A 22,025-nucleotide genomic window follows, 5' to 3' on the forward strand; every position below is an offset into this window, starting at 1 on the left:
CTATTCATCGAGCTGCCGCTGCAGTTTATCCAGCTCGTGCAGGGCGCGGATGATTTGTTCATCGTAGGGATTTTTCCCTTCGGCCAGCGTTTTGTAGTTCCAGTCGAAAAGCTGCCGCTGTGTGGTATAGATTTTACGGAGGATGCGGTTCTGCCGCTTCGAATCGGGCGCCAGCCGCATGCTGTCGACCTGGTCCATGATGCGGAGATTTTCGTCCATGTAGTAAATGGCGTAATTCTGGAGCCATTTCATGCGTTCTTCGTTGGTGCGCGCAGTGTAGGCGCCGGAAGCCAAAAGGTAATTCTGGTCCATCTGGTCGCGTTTGGCGAGATAAGCCTTCACATCCCTTGGCGCAAGGAAGAAGGCAGCGGTGAAGATCCCGGTGCTCACGATCAGGCCCAGTGCGATCGACCCGGTTTTTTGTTGTGGAGTAGCACTGGGGCGGAGGGAAGGGAGCCAGAGCAATCCCAACAACAATCCGCTGAACAGGCCGCCGAAGTGGGCGGCGTGGTCATAATTCGTGGAAAAGAAGATGGACGTGAGGTTCATGACGAGGTAAATCCCGATGCTGACCAGCAGCGCTTTGCGTTCGCGCGGCTCGATGAATTGATGGAACAGCAGGGCGAGAATAAACCCGAATAACCCGAAAACAGACGCTGAAGCGCCCAGCGACGGCGTAATATCGTACCACCAGAGACTGGCCAACGCGCCGCCGATACCGCAGAAGAGGTACACGATGGCGAACCGGGCCCTTCCGAGCAGGGGTTCCAGGTAAATGCCGCACATCATCACCGCATACATATTGAAGAATAAATGGAACAGGTTCGCATGCATGAACCCCGAGGTAATCAGCCGCCAGGGTTCCCCGAAAAGGGTGAGGGGCTTATAATTCGCTCCCACTGTTTCCAGTGCGTCGCCTGCGGGCGTCCAGCCGCTGCTGGCGGGAAACAGCCATTTGTTGGTCATGATGAGGAACACCAGCGCATTGAGGACGATAAGAATAGGCGTCACGAAATAGCCTTTCACGGGTTTGAAAACCTGCGTGAATCCGTTTACCACGCGGCGGCTCCTCGTGAGGTGGACTGTTTCCCCTTCCGGCCGGATAAACTGGCGGCGATCTTCGGTGGCAGACTGTAGTTCTTCCGGGGAAATCGCCGCGTCGATGGTATGGAGGGCGCGCAGCAGGCGGATAATATTCTGGCGGTTGCGCCCGAAATCCAGGATCTGCACGCCGGTGGATACGCTGAACAGCTCGATTTCGTCGCCGGAGAAGTCGATGCTGACTTGTTCGTTCCAGGAGCGGAGGCTGAAGGGGGTGAATGCGGTGAGGCTGTCGGGTGTGGCGGTGCCTACTTCCCATTCGAGGCTTTCGGCGGCGAGCCAGAAAAGGATGAGCCGTTCCTCCGTGTTGCGGTGGGAGAGGGTAGTGTAGGTGCTATATCGGGGCGGAAAGCCGATCATGATACCATAAAAAGAGAGACGCACCACTGTGCGTCTCTGCTATATTACGAAAGTACTTGAAAATTATTGTTTGTTTTCCGGTTTGGGATCGCGCGGTTCGCGGGGCTCACGCGGTTCCCTGGGCTTTTGGTCGGCGCGGGGTTCGCGGGGTGGACGGGGCTCGCCACGGTTTTCGCGTGGTTTTTGCTCGCCGCCGCGGTTATCCGGGCGCGGTTCGCGGGGTTCCCTGGGCGGGCGGGGCTCGCCACGGTTCTCGCGCGGTTTTTGTTCGCCGCCACGGTTATCCGGACGTGGCTCGCGGGGAGGGCGGTTTTCGCGTGGCTTCTGTTCGCCGCCACGGTTGTCCGGCCTGGGTTCGCGGGGTTCCCTGGGCGGACGGGGCTCGCCACGGTTTTCGCGTGGTTTCTGTTCGCCGCCACGATTATCGGGACGGGGCTCGCGCGGCTTTTGGTCGCCGCGGTTTTCCCTGGGTTTTTGTTCTCCGCCGCGGTTGTCGGGACGGGGTTCGCGGGGCTTTTGATCGCCACGCTCACGGCCTTTCTGCTCGGGGCGTCCGCTTTGCCTGGGCTGTTGCTGACCGCCCGGGCGCGCTTGTTGTTCGCCACCTTTGCCTTTCTCCCGTTGTTGCTGCTGGTCCTTCTGCTGCTTTTCGCGGTTTTTTGCCTTGCGCTTCTGGGATGCTTTTTCAAGGGAGCGGAGGCTGATCTGGCCAACTACGTCGGCAAATCCGAGATCGGCTTCCTTATTCGGTTTGGAGGTCACCACTTCCACCGCTTTCAGCTCATCGGGGCGGATGCCCTGCATGTTAAGCTGACGGATTTCCTTCACGCGGGAGATGGTGAGCGGGTATTGTTTATTGCTGTTGTCGTAGGAGTACCACATCAGGTTCTTGAAGATATCCCTTTTCTGCAGCGAGGCTTTACCGGTAGAGGTTTCGATCACATCGCAGTCGTCGGGGAAATCCTTCAGGGCGTCAAGATAGGTATCCAGTTCATAGTTCAGGCAGCATTTCAGACGGCCGCACTGGCCGGAAAGCTTCGCCTGGTTGATGGAGAGGTTTTGGTAACGGGCGGCAGTCGTGTTCACCGATTTGAAATCGGTCAGCCAGGTGGAGCAGCACAATTCGCGGCCGCAGGAGCCGATACCGCCAACTTTTCCGGCTTCCTGGCGGGCGCCGATCTGGCGCATTTCCACCTTCACCCGGAATTCCGAAGCGTAAACTTTGATCAGCTCACGGAAGTCGACACGGTCATCCGCCGTGTAGAAGAAAGTCGCCTTACGGCCGTCTGCCTGGATTTCCACTTCTGCGAGTTTCATTTCCAGACCCAGGTTACGGGCGATGGCGCGGGCTTTAATGAGGGCGTCGCGTTCGCGGTTTTTGTTCTCCGACATGCGGTGCATGTCGTCGTTCGATGCGCGGCGTAGCACTTTCTTCACTTCGGGCGTATCTTCCACCCGTCTTTTCTTCATCTGCAACTTCACCAGCTCGCCGGTGAGGTTGACCATGCCAACGTCGAAACCGCTGATTCCTTCCACGGCCACCATTTCGCCTTTTTCAAATTGCTGTTTGGTGGAATTCCTGAAAAAATCTTTGCGACTACCGTTATTAAAACTTACTTCTAAAATATCGAATGGTGCTAAACTATCACTCAAGGGAATATTGGAAAGCCAGTCGAAGACATTAAGGCGGTTACATCCGCCACTGCTGCAGCCTCCATTGCTTTTGCATCCCGACGGCTTCCCCTCTGCACCCGTACCACATCCGGCACAAGCCATATTATTCTGTTTATTAATTTAAAAAATGTTGATCCCTGGGACCCAGGTGACTAAAAGTACGCATTTACTTTCAATATCAAAAGGGCTGTATAGGGAAATAGCCGGTCAAAGGTACGTTAATTTGTTGACAGCTAAACAGGCAGCGGCCGCCCCTTAAAGATGTACTGCAGCCTGATGGAGAGTGCGTGGAACAGGATTTTTCCGTTAGCATTCCGCTCAATATGGTAAAATGCGTTGTCGAGCGCTTCCATGATCAGGCTCATCTGTCCCAGGTTGGCCAGCTTTTTCAGTTTTTCGGCGAAATCGATCTCTTCCTGCGAGAAAGCCAGTTGCGCGGGGTCCATGTACTGAACGCGGAGGCTGTGTTCCAGCACGTTGATAAAGTACCGGAGGAACTGCTTCTGGTTCTCACGGCCCATTTTAGCGCTGGCGATATGATCCACCCATTCCTGCAACCCCGCCCTGTTGTTCATGAATATGGCATTCAGCCAGTTACGCAACAGTTCGTGGTAATCGTTGTCGGAATGGTTGAGCAGGTGCAGCGCTTCGCGGTAGTTGCCCGACGCGATGGTGGCGATCTGGCGGGCGCGCGTTTCGGGAACGGCGTTCCTTTGCGCGAGGGCCTTTACGATATCGTCTTTCGACAACGGGTTGATCTTAATGAGCTGCGTCCGGGAAAGGATCGTGGCCAGGATCTGCTCCTGGTTTTCCGCTACGAGGATAAAAACCGTATTGGGCGGTGGTTCCTCGATGAGCTTCAGCAACCTGTTGCCCTCGTTCCCGAGGTATTCCGGCATCCACATGAGCAGGATTTTATACTGGCTTTCGAAGCTTTTCAGGTTCAGCTTCCGGATGATATCCTGGCACTCGTGGGCCGTGATATTACCCTGCTTGTTTTCCGCGCCGATGAACTGCAGCCAGTCGTAAGCGTTCCCGTACGGCTGCTGGCCGATAAACTCCCGCCACTCGGCGATGTAATCGGTGCTCACCGGTTTGTCACCCGATTTGCGGGGGATAACGGGGTACGAGAAATGAATATCGGGATGGATGTACTTGCTCGATTTGACGCAAGCCTGGCATTTGCCGCAGGCATCATTCTCCTGGCGGTCTTCACAGGTGAGATATTGTGCGAAAGCCAGTCCCATAGGCAACCCGCCGGCGCCTTCGGGGGCCAGCATGATCATGGCGTGGCTGAGCCGGTTATGCTCTACCGCATGTAAAATCTGAGCGCGCGTCGCTTCCTGTCCGATGATATCCGCAAAAAACATGGCCGTAAAAGTAAGGGATAATTGCCTATTTCCCTTCGATGGCGGCGATCACTTCAGGCGCGTTGGGCGCAGTGCGCGGTTTGAAAACGGCGATGAGCTCGCCTTTCTCGTTCAGCAGGAATTTCTGGAAGTTCCAGGTCACTTCCCCGCCGTCGAGCTGTTTGGCTTTGGCTTCATCCCCCAGCCATTTATAAATCGGGTGGATGTCCGCCCCTTTCACGGAGATTTTCGCGGCCATGGGGAATGTCACCGCGTATTCCTTGGAGCAGAAAGCCTTGATGTCGGCGTTGGAACCGGGCTCCTGTCCGCCGAAGTTATTGGCGGGGAAACCTACGATCACCAGTTTGCCCTGGTATTTCTTATACAGCTTTTCCAGTTCCGCGTACTGCGGGGTGTTGCCGCACTGCGATGCGGTATTGACGATCAATATCTTCTTCCCCTTATATTTCGAGAAGTCGATCTTCCCGCCTTCGATGGCGTCTACCTTGAAATCGTACACATTACCGAAAAGGAACGGGAAAAAAGCGGAAAGCAGCAATATTTTAAGCATGTTCAATCAGTTTTGAGAATTGTTTAAATCTGAGACGTGTATATAAATATACGGAGCAACACCCAAAAATCAAGCCCTATTTGCCTTGCTGGAGGTAGTTGTCGAGCGGCAGGCGGTTGGTGAGCGAGCGGGCGAGCGTCATTTCATCGGCATATTCCAGTTCCCCGCCGAAAGCGATCCCCCGCGCGATGGTGGTCACTTTCACAGGGTAATCCTTCAGCTTTTTGGACAGGTAATAAATGGTCGTATCTCCTTCGATAGTGGGGCTCAGTGCCATAATCACCTCCTCCACGCCCAGCTGCTGCACCCGCTCCACGAGCGAATGGATCTGCAGCTGGTCGGGGCCGATCCCGTCGATGGGAGAAATAATCCCCCCCAGCACATGATACACCCCGTTGAACTGCTGGGTATTTTCGATGGCGATCACATCGCGGATCGATTCCACCACGCACACCACTTTATGGTTGCGCGAACCGCTGGCGCAAATGGTACACGTATCTTCGTCGGAAACGTTATGGCAGGTTTTACAAAATTTGATCTGCCGCCGCATTTTGGCGATGGCCTCCGCGAACAGTTCGACCTGGGCCGTATCCTGCTTCAGCAGGTGCAGCACCAGCCGTAAAGCCGTTTTCTTGCCCACGCCCGGCAGCCGCGCAAACTCGCTGACGGCATTTTCTATCAATGCGGAAGAGAAGATCATACAGCAAAATTACGGATAATGGCTATAGTTTGACGTTAGTGGGAACCGTCCAGTTCTTTTTGACGTTGATGGGATCTTTGAACGTAAACACCGTCTCCGGCTGCTTTTTCGGGTTGCGGTAGTATATCCCTGTGTCCCATACGCCGTTGAAGTTCCGGTCAACGATAATCCGGATCTCGTACTCCCCGGGCTGGATGAGCCCGCGTTGCCATTTCCCGTTTTTAGCCGGACCGGAATACTTCACCTCTTTTCCGCCGCTAACGAGCTGTACCACAAACTGGTAGCTGGTGTCGCTTTCGGGGAGGATGAGGCGGGCGCTGTCGCCGATGCTCACGTCAACCGTAACGGTACCGTAGTCGTCGAGCTGTTTGGCTTCGAAGCGGACCGTATCCGCCTTGGCGGTTTGCAGGCCGGTAGTATCGGTGGCGAAGCCCGCCGGCAGAATAAGCTCATACGGCTTGCCGGGCTTCCAGTCATAGGCGAGTTTATAGCGCTTGGCGGTCGTGTCCGCCGGGGAAATGCCGAAGGTAACGGACCGGCGGGTCGTGTCTTCCAACAGTAATACCACGGAAGAATCGAGGCTGCGGAGGGGGAAATTGAAGGAAAGCGTCAGGCTGTCGCCCAGTTCCTGGCGGCCGCCACTCAGTTCGGCGCTGGCCAGCAGTTTGGGTTTCTTTTTGTCGTCTTTCTTTTTGTCTTCCTGCGGCTGCGGCTCTTCCGGCACGTCCAGCTCTTCGTATTTTGGCCGCAACGAGTCCGGCTCCTTGAACAGCGACATATTTATGTCGGTCATGGCTTCGGTAAGGTCCAGCGGTTCTTCGCGGAAGGCGATCAACTCAGTCGCTTCGGTGTATTGAAAATCGCGGTTTTCTTCTTTCAGCGCAAATATCTTGTAAGTGCCGGGTTTCAGATTCTTGAAGCGGTAACTGCCGTTGCCGCGGGTTTTAGCCAGGTAAAGCGGTTTTTCCTTCGACACCACGGAATCTTCCGTGATATTCGAATACAGCATCACGGCCACGTTACTGTCCGGTTTGCCGGTTTCGGCGATGAGGATGGTGCCCGTCAGCGTGAGGGAATCCAGGTAATCGCCTGTGGATACTACATATTGGAAATCTTCGATCGGGTTGCGCTCGTTCACGTCCTTCACCGCGTCGCCGAGATTGAAGGTATAGGTGGTATTCGGTTGCAGGGAATCCTTGATTTCCATGGTGATGGTGCGCAGCTTCGCCAAAATCACGGGCGTACGCTTCAGCGTGGGCGAAACGATCAGTTTCTCCAAAACGTTATCCAGCTCCACGTACTCATCGAACCGGAAAGTCACCTTCTGGGCCTTGAAATGGAGGGTGGAGTCGGGCGGGGAGATGGAAAGAACCCTCGGCGCCAGGGTGTCCCGCGGACCGCCCCCGGGCGGCACGATGTTGGCGCAACTGGTAAAAAAGATACCGTACACCGCCACAGCGATCCAAAAGCCGATCCAGCCACGCATGATATGATTCATAATTCCTATTCGCTGAATTTTATGATTTGCAAACTTACAGTTTGTTGGCCATTATTTATTCTTCCTCCTCCACCAGGGTGTGCAGGGCCACCTCCAGCTTGTTGTCTTTCACGAAGTTGCACCAACGGCAATCGTCTTTCCCGCAGCCGGTGTAAAACTCCTTGTTCTGGATGCGGACCCAGGTATCCCGGATCTGCTGGCTCACCGTGGTAATATCTTCCGGAAGGATGTCGATCTTCTCCTTAAAATATTCCTTCTGCTTGTTCGGTTCCACGAAATCGAATTCCGTGCTCACTACGTGCCAGTTCTTCTGCTTGTAGTTGTCGAGCAGGATCTTATAGAAAACGGCCTGGCGCCAATAGTCGCCCCCGTTAGGATTGCGATCGTTGGGCCGGTCGAATTTCTTGTAGTCTTTCTTCGTTTTCTCGTAATCCCCGGTCTTGTAATCCACCACGTTCACGTCGCTGCCGTTGAATTCGAGTTTGTCGATCTTCCCTTTCAGCGGCACGCCGTTCACCACCACGTTGCGGACGTTCCGCTCGATGCTCACGATGCGGTTCCAGACCGGCAGGTATTTGTCGTAATAATTGGTCAGGATGTCTTCTCCGTATTCCATTCTCCGGTTGAAAGCCTCTTTGGTAAAGGCTTCCCTGCTGCGGAGCATGCTGTATCGGAAATCTTTGATAAACTCATCCTTCTGCGGAAACTCGTTTTTCTCCTGCATTTTCTGGAACAGCTTCTCCAGCGCAAAGTGCACCGCCGACCCGAATTCCGTATTCTCCGAGCGGCCGGAAGGCACGCGCAAAAGATTTTGATAGAAGAAGGAAAGCGGGCAGTGCAGGTAGTTGTTGAGCGCCGTCACGTTCATGGTGAAGCCGCTCAGTAGGTTGTCGATGAAAAGCTGATCCACTTTCTCGATCTCCGGCGCCTGTTCCTTGCCGTACTGCAGGATCTCGAATTCGAACATCGTTTCGTCTGGCATGGTCACCGTTTCCACGGGCAACTGGTGCACCTGCTGAATCTCCGCCACGAACACGCTGGGAACCAACGGTTTGCCATCCTGTTTGAAGTCAGGGTAGCTGATGTAGAGATGTTTTTCGGCGCGGGTGATGGCTACGTAAAAAAGCCGCCGCAATTCCTGCTGGTCGGTGGAAATGGCTTCGGTGGAAAAAACGGTGTCTGGGAAAGAGAACCCGCCGCTCATCTTTTTCTTGCCTTCCCAGATGCTGGAGGTAACGCCAGCCAGGAACACGTATTCGAATTCCAGTCCTTTGGAACCATGCGCCGTGAGCAGGTTCACGCCTTTTTCGTTCCCGGAAACCTGTATCAGCGGGATGGACAGACCGTTTGTTTCCATGAGGTCGATGGTTTCGAGAAGTTTGACGATGCCCATTTCCGGGTGGCGCCGCGTTTCTTCCTTCACGAAATCGAACAGTGCCTGTAGTACTTTCATGAGCCAGATTTTTTCCGGGCTGGCCATGATGTAATTGAGGATGCCGCCTTCGCTGATGACGTTGGAAAACAACTGCTGCAGGGTGATGTTATGGGCGTCGCCGATCCATTTTTCGAGGAGTCGCGCCAGCCGCAGGGCTTCGTCGTGCGGTGCGAGCGAGAACAGCGTGGGGTTGCGCGTGCCCACCCATTCCTGGAGGTATTTGCGGATGGAGGATTTTTCGGCATAGCCTTTTTCCGCCACTTCTATGCTGATGCGAGCCGTTTCGATGGGTGGCACTTTATAAAAATCGTAGTGCAGCAGCTCGAAAAGGATATCGTCGCCGCTGTAAGGCGTTTCCAGCTCCCGCGCGATGTACCGCAGGATCTGCAAAACCTTTTTGGCAAAGGGGATCTCGAACAGGTTCTGGTTACGTTTCGAGAAGAAAGGCACGCCCTTCAGCCGGAAATACTGCGCCAACTCTTCACCATACCGGTTTTCTTTATAAATAATGGCGATCTTCCCCGGCATCACGCCTTTCGCCAGAATACGCTCCACTTCGAGGGTGATATGCGCCATTTCGTCGCGCGGGGTGTTGTACCGGCGGATCACCGGCGGTAGGTTCAGCGGTGTGAGCTTGTCGTTGGAAGCTTGCAGCTGCTTGCTCAGCCCCGGCAACTTATCTACCAGCCGCGACCCTTCGTTATGCGCGATCACCGACATCGACACGTCCAGGATATTCTGCACCGACCGGTAATTCTGCGTCAGCACCACCGTCCGTAGGTCATGCGCGAGATGGTCGTTGGCGAATTGCTCCATGTTTTCCACATTGGCGCCCTGGAAACGGTAAATCGACTGGTCATCATCCCCCACAACGAACACGTTCGGTTTTTCCTCGCCGGAAGTGAGCAATCCAATGAGCATGTTCTGGGTACCGCTGGTGTCCTGGTATTCGTCCACCAGTATATATTGAAATCTTTCCTTGTAATCGAGCAGCAGGTTGGGATGTTCTTTGAAGGCGCGGATCACCCAGTTGATCATGTCGTCGAAATCATAGCGGTTGGCTTTGTGCATGAGCTGCTGGAAGATGTCGAACTGCTCAACTGCCGCCAGCAATCTGGTCATTTTCTCCCTTTCGCCGTTGATTTTTTCCTGCTTGAGATCTCCTTTTTTGAACCGGCCCTGGTTGCGTTTATAAATATATTCTTCCCGCTCAGGCAGGCTTTCTACGTATGCTTCCACGCGTTCGCGGATGAACGGGACCGTCCAGCCCTCGCGCTTCATGGTGGAAAACAGGTTGGCGAGATTGCGCATGTCGAAGTACACATCGCCCCGGTAACGCTTCAGCGGGTTTTCTTTAGAGAAACCGTCGATCAGCGTTTTGAGTAACTGGATCTTCTCCAGGTCGGAGATCGGGTCCAGTACATTTTTTTCGAACAACGACAAATTATCCTGGATCACTTCGTTGCAAAACGAGTGGAATGTATGGATGTTGACGCGGTACGCATCGGGCCCGATAAAATCGGTGAGCCTTTTGCGCATGGCCACCGTACCGGCGTCCGTGTAGGTGAGGCAGAGGATGTTGTGGGGAAGAAAGTCGGTGTCGCGGAGGATTTTGCCGATGCGCGACGCCAGGATCTGCGTCTTTCCCGTACCCGGACCGGCGATTACCATCACCGGACCTTCGGTATTGTCTACGGCTTCCCTTTGCGCGCTGTTAAGGCGGGCATACACTTCTTCGTACCGTTGGTTATATTGTTCCTGTTGCGGATTGCTCATGGCTTAGTTGGTAAATATGCCGGCTGCACGACGGACCGGATCTCGTTCCAGGGAACGAATAAAGTGATCTGTCCGGCTGCGTATGCGGCGATTTCATAGGGAACGAAACTGAAAACGGCCCCTTTGTTTGTCAGATAAAAATTGTCGTTCGGCACGATGTTTTTGTTGAAGAGCCCCCCTTGTCCAGCGATTCCCCCGCCGGCACATTGTACTGCCTGCGATAGGATTTTTCCAGCGCGGCGCCCAGCACCGATTTATATCCCGGTTTGAACACGTCCGTCACTTTCAGCTTCTTTTTGGCGGCGAGGTCGTATGCTTCAAAAGTAGTGCCGTAGTTCCCGTGCGCGCCGCCGCTGTAATCATATTCCATTTTCCCGATGGTGAGGTAAGGGTATTTATTCCATACCACGCTTTCCGTCGCATGCGACTCCCAGTTCCAGGCGGCGCCCGGACCAAATTCGAGATCCGACGAATCGGAGATCTTCGCATTTTCCTGGTAAGCGGAAAGATAACCCAATACCGAAGATTTCAGCTGTTGCATGGGCATGTCGCCAGGTTTCATTTCCGGCTGCATTGATTTTCGGAGGAATTCGATCACGTCCTGGTCTGCCCCGCCCAACGGCCAAACCATCGCCGCGCTCGAGCGGGCAACGGGAGACGCCGGATCGTTCGGGTGCAGTTTCGCCGAATCCTCGAACATAAACGCAACGAACGTGATGATGCTATCCATATCTTTCACCAGGTCGAAGCCGAAAGTATCTTCATTACCCGTCCACACGCCATGGTATTGCCCGCCGTTGAACACGCCGCTGAACATGTTCTCATTGTTCACGCCGGCATATTCCGCGAAAAACAAGCTGTCGGCCGTTTCGCGGGAAAGTGTGATGCCAATGGGTTCGCCTATTTTATCATATACATACCAGCCTTCGTATTTACCAGGGGCATATTTCACGAGTTGCATCGTAGCCGGCTGGCCGGCCAGTTTTCCGGTGTATTGAATGTAAAATGACGGGGCGACGGGCACGGGTACCGCTGCAATGGAGGCAACGGTGTTACTATCGCCGGTGGCGGCGGATTTATTTTGCCCGGACTGGCAGGCACAGAAAAAGGCCAGCGCCGTAAGCTTGCAGATCAACATTCTCATGATGGCCGTAGATTACGGGCGTAAATTACCACAAAACCGCGAAACTGCGGGGCTACCGGAAGTACTCCTCGCGCACTACGGTTTTGATGTCGGCCCAGGGTACGAACAGGGTGATCTGTCCGGCTGCATAGGCGGCGATTTCGTAGGGCGTGTAGCTGAAACCAACGCCGTGGGAAGTGAGGAAGAAGTTGTCTCCCGGCTCGATTTTCTTCACTTGCAGGCCGGCGTCGGTGAGGGATTGATTGGCCGGGACTTTATACTTTTTCCGGTAGGATTTTTCCAGGGCGGCGGTTACGGTGGGTTTGTAACCGGGTTTGAAGACGTCCGCGGGTGTAAGTTTTTTGGATTGGGAAAGATCGTACACGGAGAAGAGCGATCCTCCGTTCCCGTGTGCCCCGCCGGTGAAATCATACACCCAGTCTTCGATGACGAGATAGGGCCATTTGTTCCAGGCTACCACCGAGCCGGATTCGGCGCTCCATTGCCAGGAGGGGCCGTCGTTCATGCTGGCGGAGTCTATGGAAGCAGCGTTGCTTTTGTAGCTGGCAAAGAAGGAATCCGCCCCGTTTTTGAGGAGGGAGGCCGGTGTTTCGCCGGCTTTGAGGCCTGGGGCGAGGGCTTGCCGGAGGAAGGTGATCACCGGCTCGGCGGCTCCGCCTGTGGGCCAAATCGTGTAAGCGGAGGCGGTGGCGACGGGAGATCGGGCGTTGTCGGGCAATAATTTGGCGGAATCGGAGAATGCCACCACGGAGAAGGTGACCGCGCTGTCGTTGTTTTCCTTCAGGTCGAAATCAAAATTATGCGTAGCGTTGATCCATTTTCCCTTGAAATGCCCGTCGGGGCTCACGATCCCGCGAATCACGCCATCCTCGTCGGTGTAGCCTTCATTCACGATGATGCTGTCGTCCGTCCGGTTTTCGCCATAAAACGGGCGGAGGGAAATCGGTTCGCCGTGATGATCGTAGGCATACCAGCCACGAAGGTCGGTGGTGGCCGGACCGTTTTTCTGCAGGAGCAGTGTTATGGGTTGGTCTGCGATCGTGCCGGTGAAACGTTTGGCCCAGGTGGGCGTGAGCGCCCCGTCGTCGGCGGGCGCAACGGTACTGTCGGCCGATCCGGCGGATTTCGGGCTTTGCTGGCAGGCGGCCAGGGTGAGGAGCGCGGCGGGAACAATCAGGTGTTTATGCATGGTGGTGTTTTGTCGGGTTGATGGAAATTACCAGTAATAGAGACACTCGTCAACCTAAGAAGGTTCAATAACCCGTAATTTTGTAAAAAATTAGCCGGAAGATGATCAATCAGAAGATAGCGGACCTGCGGCAGGATTACCGCCGCGCCACGCTGAACGAGCGGGAAGTAGCTGCAAATCCCATGCAGCAATTTGAACATTGGTGGCAGGAGGTGTTGGCGGGCGAGATCGACGAGCCCAATGCCATGACGTTGGCAACAGCTACGGCCAACGGTATGCCATCCGCGCGGATCGTACTGCTGAAGAGCTTTGACGTACAGGGTTTCATGTTCTTCACGAACTACGAAAGCCGCAAGGGGCAGGAGTTGGCGGAGAATCCCCGGGCCACGTTGCTTTTTTTCTGGAAGGAGCTGGAACGGCAGGTGAGGGTGGAAGGAAAAGTGGTGAAAGTGGCGCCCGCGGTGAGCGACGAATACTTCAATTCACGCCCTGCAGGCAGCCGTATCGGCGCTATCGCGAGCCCGCAAAGCCGGGTGATCGCCGGGCGGGAGGTGCTGGAAGACGCGGTGAAGCGGCTCGAAGCGCAATATCTGCAGCATGCGCCGCAGCGCCCGGAACATTGGGGCGGTTACCTGGTGGTGCCTGAAAAAGTGGAGTTTTGGCAGGGGCGGAGCAGTCGCCTGCACGACAGGCTACGGTATACACTGGAGGCCGGAAACTGGAAAATCGAACGCCTGGCGCCCTGACGCCGGGGAGGAATAAAAATAACAAGGGGGATTCCGGTCATTTGCCGTAATGGCATATGCCCGGGATCCCCCTTTATTGGCTGCGGCAGATTAAGCTTGCTTTGCAGCGGCTTTTGCAGCGGCGGCTTTCTTGGTTTTAGCCGGACGGCTTTTACCAAAAGATCCGTTGGAGATCTTGCCTTTTTTGGTTTTGATATCACCTCTACCCATGGTCGAATGATTTTTTTAATTGATGAATGATAATCGAAAGCAGCCTCCGGAGGAGGCTGCCGGCTGCAAAAATAAAAAAAGCAAGAAACATTTTGGTGTTCCTTGCTTAATAAAGTTGGGTGGGCAAGCCTTAGATCTTGTCGGACAGCGCTTTGCCAGCTTTGAATTTAGCTACTTTTTTAGCTTTGATCTTGATGATCTGGCCGGTCTGGGGGTTTCTGCCATTACGAGCTGCACGCTTGGAAACGGAGAAAGTGCCGAAGCCTACCAGGGTCACTTTACCGCCTTTTTTCAGGCTATCGGTAACGGCTTTGGTGAATGCGTCCAGCGCGTCGTTAGCCTGGGTTTTGGTGATTTCGGCATCTTTGGCAATTCTTTCGATCAGTTCGCCTTTGTTCATAGTTAGTAAGATTTAACTAGTGAGAAAATGTTTGATGTGAGCAAATATAAAGCCTTTTAGAAGATTACCAAATTTCACAAAACTTTTTTCGCGGGCTGAAAAACCCTACAGGTAACGTTTACAGCAGATTGAGGTATGCAAAAACGATGAGCGGGCTTGTTCATGATTCCGCTGAAAAACGCTACTGCATTGAATTTGAATGCTATCTGCCCTGAAACGCCCGCCAGGACCAAGTTTTGTGCCAGTCCTGCATCTCCTTGAAAACAGTGGATTTCCTGTGGATAAGTTATGTGGATTATACCACCTGCATCACCGTGCGGAAGGCTACAAACTGGTCCCCGAACAGGTCGAAAGCCAGCTGGCGCAGGCGTGGCGCGTGCTCCTGGAGGTAGGTGTAATAGTTTTCTAGAGTGTCGGTAAAGTACTGCACGGTGTAGGTAGGTCCGTCGGAATCATCTTGCTCCAGCAGGCGGCACATGCGGTAATCGTGAAAAAAACCGGTTCCGATGATTTCGGGGATATGCTCTTCCTTCATCCACTGGAGCCAGTGGCTATGGATGGCGGGCGTTACCTTGGTGGTGACGTTATATATAATCATGCATTGTTGAGTTTGAGGTATACGGGGCAGTGGTCGCTGTGTTTGACGTCGGGCCAGATGGCGCCTTCAGCGAGCCGCGGGCGGAGGGGCTCGGTAACGGTGATGTAGTCTATGCGCCAACCTTTGTTATTGCCACGCGCGTTGGCCCGGAAGCTCCACCAGGAGTATTGGTCGGCCAGCGTGGGGTGAAAGTTGCGGAACGAGTCCACGAACCCGTTGCTGAGGAGCTTGGTCATCCAGGCGCGTTCTTGGGGCAGGAAGCCGGAGGAATCTTTATTAGCGACGGGGTTATGGATATCGATGGGCGTGTGGGCGATGTTGTAATCGCCAACAACTACGAGGTTAGGCCTTTCCTGCCGGAGGCGTTGGAGGTAGTCGTAAAACTCGTCGAGCCATTGGTATTTATAAGTCTGTCTTTCTTCGCCGGTGGTACCAGAGGGGAAGTAGGCGTTGATGAGGGTGATATCGCCGTAATCGGCGCGGATGACCCTGCCTTCGGCGTCGCTCTGCATGTATCCGTTGCCGTATTGGACATTATCGGGTTTGAATTTGGAGAGGATGGCCACGCCGCTGTATCCTTTTTTCTGTGCTGGGTGCCAGTAATCGTGGTAGCCGAGTTGTTCAAATTGCTGGAAGTCGACGTTTTCGCGGTGGGCTTTGACTTCCTGGAGACATATGATATCTGCGGGGTCTGATTTGAGCCATTCGGTGAATCCTTTGGTCATAGCGGAGCGCAGGCCGTTGACGTTGTAAGTGACGATCCTCATATAATATTGTTTGCGGCAAAAATACAGGATTCGGGGAAAAGGGTAGCGGGGAAGGTGGGAAGGTGGGAGGAAAGAAGAGCGGCTGCGCGTGTGTGGCGGCAGCCGCTTGCGATGCATTTAGTGTTGGGATGTGCTGAAGAGCTCCCGGGTTACAGCGGTCTTACGATGCCGCCGAGGCCGCCGAGGAGGCTGTTGAGCAGGTTGGTCACGGTGGAAAGGAGGCCGCCGACGGGGTTACCTTCGCCGCCGCCGAGGATTCCGCCGAGGAGACCATTGAGGAGGCCGCCGATATCGAGGAGGCCGCCCTGGGTGTCTGTGGCTTCGAGCTGGGTCAGTTCTTCGCAGCCCAGTTCTTCGAGTTTGAAGTTTTCCATGGATAAGTGATTTATGTTAAAAAAGTGGTGGCGCCCAGTACCGGGGGCGCCACCTGGGTTTCAGGTACGACTAGCGCAGGAGGCCACCGCCCAAACCGCCGAGGAGGCTGTTGAGCAGGTTGGTCACCGGGGACAAAAGTCCGCCGAGATCGAGGCCGCCGCCGCCAGTGCCGGGTAAGCCGGGAAGGCTGCCCAGTAATGCGTTGGTGTCAAGTTGTGCTCCAATAGTGATTTTGCCATTTACATTGTTAAGGGCGAGGGAAAGGAAGCCCCCGTTCACTTCCTGGGCAGCAGTTGCGTCGAGTTCCTGGCAACCGAAATTTTGAACTTGCAAGTTTTCCATGATTATAGGAGGTTTGGTTAAAAAGCGCGTTAAGTCTTGTACCGGCAATACTTCTCCCGGATGAATCAATTTTCTCACTTCTCCTGCGCCGGTAGCGGCTGGTAAACATCGGGCGGGGAAACGCTTGGTCCGTTAACGGCCGTAAATTACACTACTGCAATCGATCGACGATCGTTCATTTCTGTTCATTTTCAGGCAAGTATGGCTGAATTCTGTTCATTTTTTGAACAGATGGATATTAGCAAACAATTAACACGTAGTCTGCCGGTCTTACCACATATTGAAATTGCCGGATTTTGCGTAAATTATAGTGAAGCAGCGCCATATTACCGGCCGGGCCCCAGTCCGGAAACACACAGCAATATGACCAGCCACGCCCCATTCCCTCCATCAACCCCCAACCGTCCCTCCGCCAAGGGCCTGTGCCTCCTTTTCTGCCTCCTCACCCCGCTCTTCGCAGCCGCCCAGCAATCCCTCATCCTGCAACAAAAAAAGAACTCGCACACGCGGCAGACAGCAACGGGTATGCAGACCGGCTCAATAACATCAGCTCCCTTTACCTCGTTACACATCTCGACAGCTGCATGCGCTACGCCGAGCGCGCCCGCGACCTCTCACGCCGCATACATTACGCCAAAGGCCTGGCAGACGCCAGCGTGAACCTGGGCGCCTGTTTCACCTTCCAGAACAATTCCGCCGTCGCCCACCGCCTTTATCTGGAAGCCCTCAGCCTCTACGGTACCCTCGGCGACTCAGCCGGCATCTGCACGGCCTTCTATTGCATCGGCGGATACTATCACTACGAAGGCAACGCGGCACAGGCGAAGGAATACATGGAATCGGCCATGGGCGTAGGTAGCAGGCTCCTGAAAGATTCCGTCTGGTCCACCATGCTCGCCAATTATTACATCGTATTCAACGACGATTCCGCCAAAGCCGACTCTGCCCGCTGGGCCCTGCACAAAGCCCGCGATATCGCTATTCGTTATCACGACGACCGCATGATCACCTACACAGGGCTGTTCCTCGCACACGAGAAAGTCGGTGAAAACAGAATGGACCTCGCCATGGAACAACTCCGCATGCTGACAGCCCACGCCGCCGCCGAAAAAATGCACTACCTGGATCTCTACGGAAACGCCCAAATGGTGATCTATACCGCATACCTCAGGGATCCCGACTCCATCAAATACCGGCAACGCATGCTGGATGCCGCTTCCGCCGGCGGGTATAGGAAACTTATGATCAAACCGGTTGTGGACCTGTATGAATTCCACAAGAAAAACGACCCTGCTGAGGCGTTACGCTATGCTGATATGCTCCAGGAAATCGCCATGCACCAGGAAAAACTCCGCTCCCGGCAGGAACAGAATTACATGGAATCCTTCCTGCGCGACCAGGAACTGAACAATTACCGGCTCGACCGCCAGCTGCGCGAGCAAACAGAATCGTTCGACAGGATGGAGAGCCGCAACCGCGCAACCATCATCTTTTTCCTGCTCGTTTGTGTGGCGCTGACGGCTTTGCTGCTCTACGTCTGGTACCGCGGAAAGGCAGAAAACAGGAAGATCCGCAATCGCGTCATCGGCGTTAACCGGCTGGTGACAGAAAAGAACCAGTTGCTGCACCGGCACGATGATTTCAAGAATAAACTGCTGGCCATACTGGCACACGATTTTCGTTTGCCGTTAAGCCATATCATCAATGTCGCGGAGCTTTTCCGGCAAAAGGATTTGTCGCCCGCGCAATACGAGGAAATCGCCAATACGATTGCGGCGATGGCCAAAGACACGCTGAAGCTTTTTGAAACCGTTTTAAGCTGGATACGATCGCAATTGTCGGGCTTCGATTACAAGCCGGTGCCTTATTCGCTTGCGGGTTTGTGGGAGGAGGTGCTGGAGCTGTATGATGCGGATATACAGGCCAAGGGTTTGCAGCTGGAAGTGTTGATCCCGGAAGGTTTGAAGATTAGGGGCGACAAGGAGATGTTGCAGTTCGTGCATCGCAATCTCATGCACAATGCCATCAAGTTTTCACTGAAGGCAAGCGCTGTGAGTATCCGGGCCACCCGGGATAAGGAACGTGCCGTCATTTCCATTACCAATGGCGGTTCCGGGATTTCAGAAGTGGAAATATATCACATATTCGAGTATAAAGTGCCCGGCAAATATGTACGGGAAGGTGTAAGGGGAGCGGGTTTGGCGTTGATAATATGTAAAGATTTCATCGAGAAAATGGAAGGATCCATTACCGTTCACAGCGATGGAAGATCTTATACCACCTTCGAATACACATTGATGTTGGAGAATGATGGTATTAATACCATCACCACAAATTGAATAAAATGAACGGAGTTTTTATCAAGTAAGCCCCCTAAATTGCACTCATTGTTTGATACGCCAGGTATCAAGGTGAGTGTTGGGAAATCAAATTGAGGGTGCAGTCATGAGGATGTTGGTGTGTTAGCCCCTGGGAGAATTATTCCGGCAAACAAGTCGGTCCCGATCAAACAACAAAGCTTTTCAAATCAGACAGTGGCCTGTAACGGGCTGCCAACACGTAGTGCGCCCACGAGTTACCGGACGTCTGCGTATGTGGCACAGGATCGATATGCAGCTGCATGATGCAAACACGTTTGTTATTCTTGAATATTTAAATATAGAAGTCATGATTATTATACAAACAAGAAAGACCCGCCTTTCACCAGTTGATTTGTTATCCCGATGAGGTGCACGGGAACTGTGTGGCAGAGGCAAATGTCTTTGCCGCACAGCCGGCGCCTGCTGCATGGCAGTAGCAGGATAGCGGCGTGGATTACAGATTTTCCTAATCATTAAAACCCCATAATCAAATGGAATTACAAAACCCTGTGGTAGCAGGCAAGGTGACATTGATCTCCGCCTGTTGCCTCAAAAAAACTTACTGAGTGATGATCACTACAAGCAATTTGTATTGGAAGGCTTGTCCTTCATGGTTGCCCGGGAACGTATCTGGTTGTTTGGTTACTTGTTGTTGGATGGGGAATTTCACCTCATGTGCCAGCAGCGGCCGGCATGGGAGGGCAGGAATGTCCGCCAGCCCATATTGCGGCATGTTTCAAAATTGATCAAGTACGATATTCGGACGCGGGATGCGAAACAGCTGGAGTTACATCGGAGCAAGCTGAAGGACAGGATTTACCAGTTCTGGGCCAAGGAGAAGATTCGTATCGAGGTCAAGAATCGGGAAACGGCAATCAAAATGTTGAAGGCCATGCATGAAACGCCGTACCGATCGGGGATCTGTAGCAGGCATGATGCTTATTCGTATTCCAGTGCCTGGTTTTATGGGGGTGGCGAACCGCCGGAAAACTTGCCGGCGCCTGGTCTTACCAACATCGGGGAGGCATTTCCCAATGGGTACATAGAACCGGATGAGAAGGAAGGGAAATTACCCCGGATAATCATTAAAGGCCCAACCTGGTTCCGGCGTCGGTTTCCCTGGGAAGATGATCCCAAATAATTTTCCAAAAGGCAAGGAGGAAGTCCTGCGCGCTAATTCGTTTGCGAATACAAACGACAACGGGTAAGCATTGTGCAAATAAGACAGTAGAAAGGATTTCCTCCTTACCAGTTGCTCCGGCGCGTTTTGAATTTAGTGCGAATGGGAGAGTTATCCCCGTAAGCCCACGCATTTAAATTACTTCATGCAGTGTCGGATGTAATCCAGCCATCATTGTGCATACTCGTTTGAGGTATTTCAACGGGAATGGGAATGGATTGTCAGCATTTTAGCGGCAGAGCCATGTAACAATGGTAGCAACGCCAGGGATTGTCTGGTCAGTGTCGCAAAGCATCACGGCAGCATAGCACTAACTCGTCTGTATTTTCGGCGGGATCGGGATTGTCATGCAGGAATGGATGCCTGGGGGATGTACAGATAGATCGTCAGGGCTGTGGTCTGGTCTGTTTTAGTAAATGTCCGAATAGAATTGCGCCAACACCATTGAGCTTATCAACGGGAAGGAAACCCATTGTCCGTAAGTGCGTAATATTTACCGGGTAATCCATATGACATGGCGGGTTGGCATCAGAGAAGTGGAGCCGGAAAATTGAGAAGCTGCAAAAAGCAGGCGGTGATATGCATGTACAATCCGTTGAATGACACTTTCCGGCAAGTAAATGACTGTAACAAACTACCGCATTACGGATGCGACCATTTGAAAGGCTAGAAACGAGGTGAGGACTCTTCCTCAGGCCTCAGGTTTTATGGTTTGTTCCGGGACGAGTTAACGGGTTGAGGAGCATGAACATGCGATGGCAGCAAGTGATCGAAACATCATTATGCTTTCCTGCGGGTGCTAGCGCCGGTAAGGGGAAGGTAGGTGGATGATAAACTGGGTTTTACATGTGGGTATTAGTAACCCATGCGAATGGGTAATGATATGGCCTGGAGATTCCTCTCCGGGCAGTTATCCTTCGTGCCCGAAAAGTTCTTTGAAAGTTGGTAACCGGCGAAGGTTAGGAAGTTATTTATATGGTGTACGTCTGATGAATGCAGTTTTACTGTAACAGAAATGCTTGCCAGGGGATTCTTCCCCAGGCAATTTTAAAACCAGGCATGCATACGGATTTGAAAGCAGTCAGGATCAGTAAATGCAATCATTTTCGTGTTGCTTGTTGAGATGATTCGTCAGGCAGTTTGATAGACAGCCATGCAAATGAATTTGAACGCAGTTTGGATAAGTGAATCCAATCATTTTGATGTTGACGGGCGACAATTCTTTTTGAGGATGTTTAAAATCAGGTATGCAGACGAAATTGAAATTCAGTTAGGAAAGGTTAATGCAATCATTTTTCGTGTTGCCTGTTGAGATGATTCTTCAGGCAGTTTGATAGACAGCCATGCAAATGAATTTGAACGCAATTAGGATAAGTGAATACAATCATTTTACATGTTGACGGTCGGCAATTCTTTTTGAGGATGTTTAAAATCAGGTATGCAGACGAATTTGAAATTCAGTTAGGAAAGGTTAGTGCAATCCTTTTTCATGTCGCCGGTCTGGGGATCCTTTTTCAGGCTGATCAAGGCCAGGCATGCAAACGAATTTGAAACGCAGTTGAGATAGGTTAATTACATTCATTTTTCATGTTGCCGGCCTGGGGACTCTTCTTTGGGCATTTTAAATCAGGCATACGAACGAATTTGAAGCATAGTTAGGATAGGTCAAATACATACATTTTCCATATTACCGGTCTGGGGACTCCTCCCCGGGCTCTATTTCACAAGCAAATCAACCGAGGGTAGATTTTTACGGGGTTGTAGAATCTCATCGGTTAACGCAAAACAACGCCTGGGGAATCTTCCCCGGCAATTCTATCGTAAAAAATGCATCCCGGGAAATTGGGCGAAGACACGATACTTTGCAATCCAAAAGGCGAATGCCGGACAATGGAAAGCCGGGGGATTCTTCCTCGGGCCGTTTAAGCTCCGGGCCCAAAACGTTACGATGTGCACAGCGAAAACTATTTGAAGCGCTGAATATTGTGGCCTTGTTTCTACCGGAGATTACCGGTAAAGTTCCTGAGGTCGACAAATCGGGAGCATTACGCCTGGGCTACCTCCGGCAAATTGCTCGCACCTACATCATTGTATGCAAAGGATGCATCTGAATGCATGCAATACTGATTCTTTGACTTTCTTAAATGATTCCCGGGGATTCTTCTCCGGGTTAAGTTATACATATGGCAAGCCAGGAAAGGTAATCGTATCTGGATTGTATTGAGGATCGCATACCAGATGGTCGCTTAA

General features: G+C 52.9%; 19 protein-coding genes. 3 read left to right on the plus strand and 16 right to left on the minus strand.

All coding sequences use genetic code 11. The annotated features are described in order from the left end of the window. From WJU16_RS14155 to WJU16_RS14195, 10 genes are all read right to left on the minus strand, one after another. Complete coding sequence (locus tag WJU16_RS14155) at positions 1–1,461, minus strand: rhomboid family intramembrane serine protease (protein WP_341834145.1); 1,461 nt, start codon at positions 1,459–1,461, stop codon at positions 1–3. A 63-nt stretch (positions 1,462–1,524) separates the two neighbouring features. Then, complete coding sequence (ricT, locus tag WJU16_RS14160; protein WP_404980202.1) at positions 1,525–2,997, minus strand: regulatory iron-sulfur-containing complex subunit RicT; 1,473 nt, start codon at positions 2,995–2,997, stop codon at positions 1,525–1,527. Positions 2,998–3,368: 371 nt separating this feature from the next. Further along, the gene (locus WJU16_RS14165; protein WP_341834146.1) at positions 3,369–4,505 is read right to left on the minus strand and encodes a hypothetical protein; all 1,137 of its coding nucleotides are present in this window, start codon (positions 4,503–4,505) and stop codon (positions 3,369–3,371) included. 25 nt (positions 4,506–4,530) lie between these two features. Further along, positions 4,531–5,055, minus strand: coding sequence for a glutathione peroxidase (locus tag WJU16_RS14170; protein ID WP_341834147.1), 525 nt, complete (start codon positions 5,053–5,055; stop codon positions 4,531–4,533). 76 nt (positions 5,056–5,131) lie between these two features. Continuing rightward, a complete protein-coding gene (gene recR, locus WJU16_RS14175; RefSeq protein WP_341834148.1) occupies positions 5,132–5,755 on the minus strand; it encodes a recombination mediator RecR in 624 nt (207 codons plus the stop codon). 22 nt (positions 5,756–5,777) lie between these two features. After that, positions 5,778–7,253, minus strand: coding sequence for an Ig-like domain-containing protein (locus tag WJU16_RS14180; protein ID WP_341834149.1), 1,476 nt, complete (start codon positions 7,251–7,253; stop codon positions 5,778–5,780). Positions 7,254–7,308: 55 nt separating this feature from the next. Beyond that, entirely contained in the window at positions 7,309–10,464 is a 3,156-nt protein-coding gene (locus tag WJU16_RS14185; RefSeq protein WP_341834150.1) for an ATP-dependent DNA helicase, read from the minus strand. Next, complete coding sequence (locus WJU16_RS26115; RefSeq protein ID WP_404980203.1) at positions 10,461–10,619, minus strand: RsiV family protein; 159 nt, start codon at positions 10,617–10,619, stop codon at positions 10,461–10,463. Before WJU16_RS26115 ends, WJU16_RS14185 begins: the two co-directional genes overlap by 4 nt. Further along, positions 10,595–11,608, minus strand: coding sequence for a hypothetical protein (locus WJU16_RS14190; RefSeq protein ID WP_341834151.1), 1,014 nt, complete (start codon positions 11,606–11,608; stop codon positions 10,595–10,597). Before WJU16_RS14190 ends, WJU16_RS26115 begins: the two co-directional genes overlap by 25 nt. Positions 11,609–11,660: 52 nt before the next feature. After that, complete coding sequence (locus tag WJU16_RS14195; protein WP_341834152.1) at positions 11,661–12,797, minus strand: DUF3298 domain-containing protein; 1,137 nt, start codon at positions 12,795–12,797, stop codon at positions 11,661–11,663. Between the two features lie 101 nt (positions 12,798–12,898). On the opposite strand from WJU16_RS14195, the gene pdxH reads away from it, so the two are divergent. Next, positions 12,899–13,543 (plus strand): pyridoxamine 5'-phosphate oxidase, encoded by a 645-nt coding sequence (gene pdxH / locus WJU16_RS14200; protein WP_341834153.1) that lies wholly within the window; start codon positions 12,899–12,901, stop codon positions 13,541–13,543. 90 nt (positions 13,544–13,633) lie between these two features. Here the strand turns inward: pdxH and WJU16_RS14205 are convergent, their stop codons facing one another. From WJU16_RS14205 to WJU16_RS14230, 6 genes are all read right to left on the minus strand, one after another. Continuing rightward, positions 13,634–13,753 carry a 30S ribosomal protein THX gene (locus WJU16_RS14205; protein WP_341834154.1) on the minus strand — a complete coding sequence of 40 codons (120 nt, stop codon included), beginning with the start codon at positions 13,751–13,753 and terminating at the stop codon, positions 13,634–13,636. 130 nt (positions 13,754–13,883) lie between these two features. Next, on the minus strand, positions 13,884–14,153 hold the full coding sequence (locus tag WJU16_RS14210) for an HU family DNA-binding protein (protein ID WP_298710446.1): 270 nt from the start codon (positions 14,151–14,153) through the stop codon (positions 13,884–13,886). Positions 14,154–14,448: 295 nt separating this feature from the next. Continuing rightward, positions 14,449–14,751, minus strand: coding sequence for a DUF4286 family protein (locus WJU16_RS14215; RefSeq protein ID WP_341834155.1), 303 nt, complete (start codon positions 14,749–14,751; stop codon positions 14,449–14,451). Further along, entirely contained in the window at positions 14,748–15,518 is a 771-nt protein-coding gene (locus WJU16_RS14220; RefSeq protein ID WP_341834156.1) for an exodeoxyribonuclease III, read from the minus strand. Before WJU16_RS14220 ends, WJU16_RS14215 begins: the two co-directional genes overlap by 4 nt. 149 nt (positions 15,519–15,667) lie before the next feature. After that, a complete protein-coding gene (locus WJU16_RS14225) occupies positions 15,668–15,892 on the minus strand; it encodes a hypothetical protein (protein ID WP_341834157.1) in 225 nt (74 codons plus the stop codon). Between the two features lie 70 nt (positions 15,893–15,962). Further along, the gene (locus WJU16_RS14230; RefSeq protein ID WP_341834158.1) at positions 15,963–16,235 is read right to left on the minus strand and encodes a hypothetical protein; all 273 of its coding nucleotides are present in this window, start codon (positions 16,233–16,235) and stop codon (positions 15,963–15,965) included. Positions 16,236–16,819: 584 nt separating this feature from the next. On the opposite strand from WJU16_RS14230, the gene WJU16_RS14235 reads away from it, so the two are divergent. Both WJU16_RS14235 and WJU16_RS14240 read left to right on the plus strand, forming a co-directional pair. After that, complete coding sequence (locus WJU16_RS14235; protein ID WP_341834159.1) at positions 16,820–18,574, plus strand: HAMP domain-containing sensor histidine kinase; 1,755 nt, start codon at positions 16,820–16,822, stop codon at positions 18,572–18,574. Positions 18,575–19,139: 565 nt separating this feature from the next. After that, positions 19,140–19,736: a hypothetical protein gene (locus WJU16_RS14240; RefSeq protein ID WP_341834160.1), complete on the plus strand. Its 597-nt coding sequence runs from the start codon at positions 19,140–19,142 to the stop codon at positions 19,734–19,736. The last annotated feature ends 2,289 nt before the right edge of the window (positions 19,737–22,025 follow it).

Origin of the sequence: Chitinophaga pollutisoli (assembly GCF_038396755.1) — a bacterium.
GTDB lineage: Bacteria > Bacteroidota > Bacteroidia > Chitinophagales > Chitinophagaceae > Chitinophaga > Chitinophaga pollutisoli.